This is a genomic window from Bradyrhizobium diversitatis (assembly GCF_016031635.1).
Taxonomy (GTDB): domain Bacteria; phylum Pseudomonadota; class Alphaproteobacteria; order Rhizobiales; family Xanthobacteraceae; genus Bradyrhizobium; species Bradyrhizobium diversitatis.
In genome coordinates this window covers 1-1701 of sequence record NZ_JACEGD010000093.1, presented here as the reverse complement: position 1 = coordinate 1701, position 1701 = coordinate 1, and the positions used below count along the sequence as shown (strand labels likewise).

Here is a 1701-nt window from a genome sequence, read left to right as displayed (position 1 = left end):
AGTCAAAGCTCAGGACCGCCCAGCGTCTGACCAATCTGATCTCGCTCTTTTGCATCCTGAGTTGGCGGGTCTTTTGGATGACGATGCTCAACCGTTCGGCTCCAGACGCGCCGCCAACCCTCGCGTTGACCGCGACTGAAATCGGCGTGCTCGATCGCCTCGTGAACGACAGACCAAAAGCAAGACGGAAAACGCTGTCGTACTATCTGATCAAGGTTGCCCGGGCTCGGCGGTTATCTCGCCCGCGCCAGCGATCCGCCGCCTGGCAATACCGTCATGTGGCGCGGGCTGTCACGTCTCACCGACATAGCGCTAGATGTCATGGTCGGAGGAGAATTTGTGGGTAATTGAACGTTTCGTCGTATGCGTACACTACAACTGATCAGAAGATCATCGTACTCATTCATCCGACCGTCGAACGCTTGCGCGCACTCGGCCTCACTGCCATGGCCGATACCCTCATCGAACTGCAAAACAATCCTGAGGCCGCCGAGATGCCGCATCCCGATTGGCTCGGCCTCCTTGTCGATCGCGAGGTCACCGCCCGCGACAACCGTCGCCTCATGCGCCGCTTGACCGGTGCCAAGCTCCGCCAGGCCGCCACCATCGAGAACGTCGACTATCGCCCCGCCCGTGATCCCGACCGTTCGCTCTTCCAGACCCTCGCCACCGGCCAATGGATCCGCGATCACAACCATCTGGTGATTGTCGGCCCGACCAGCACCGGCAAGTCCTGGCTAGCCTGCGCGCTCGGTAACAAAGCCTGCCGCAACGGCTTCTCCGTCCTCTACAAGCGCGTGTCCCGCCTGTTCGCCGATCTCGCGCAGGCGCGCGGCGAAGGCCGTCTCGCTCGCCTGATTGCCGCGCTGGAGCGCGTCAATCTTCTTGTTCTTGACGGTTGGGGACCCGAACCGCTCACCGCCGACCAGCGCCGTGACCTGCTCGAGATCGTCGATGATCGCTACGACAAGCGATCACTATTGATCACAAGCCAGCTTCCCGTTTCGCAATGGTATGACGTCATCGCCGATCCCACGCTTGGCGATGTTATCTTGGATCGCATCATTCACAACGCTCACCGCATCGAGCTCAAGGGCGACAGCCTGCGTCGTCGGGCCGATGATAGGATACAAGCGTGACCACCTCGCGCCCGATCGCCCCACCGGCCCCTCCCATGCACCGCCGGGACAATCTTCAAACCCTCCCGCCAGGCTTGACCAGGAGGACCATTTCCAGCACACATAAACCCGTCAGTCGTGTTCGCCTCCGCAGTGATCACCATCGTCTGGAATCCGTGATCACCATCGCCTGGAACCGCTAATCATCATCCCTGGAATGCGCAGTCGAGACCGCAGTGCAGATGACGGCGGTCCACAGGGATGCGGTGGCCCCACTCGAGCATCACAAGTCGTCCGTGAAGAGCGGCTAAGCGATTGAGCTAGAATCGCATTTGTCTTTGTGGGCTGTTTTGCGATTGCAGGGTTTTGATGCTTGGGGCATCGGAACCTTGCAATTTCATTTTCAGGATTCCGTCGAATCGCCAGTCATGATTCCGTCGTCGCATCGGAGGTGGCGATGCGACCGAAGAAGCACAGGACGACGGAATCGGGCGATCTGTTCCGGGCCAGGCTGGACCAGATCATCAATATGAAGCACGAGCTGGTTCAGCTTGCCGGCAAGGTCGATTGGGACTGGATCGAC

Annotated in this window: 1 protein-coding gene; it reads left to right on the top strand. The window is 59.7% G+C overall.

The features are described 5' to 3' along the window. Window positions 1–392: 392 nt before the first annotated feature. Window positions 393–1139 (top strand): IS21-like element helper ATPase IstB, encoded by a 747-nt coding sequence (istB, locus tag H1B27_RS39555; protein WP_311977862.1) that lies wholly within the window; start codon window positions 393–395, stop codon window positions 1137–1139. Window positions 1140–1701 lie beyond the last annotated feature (562 nt).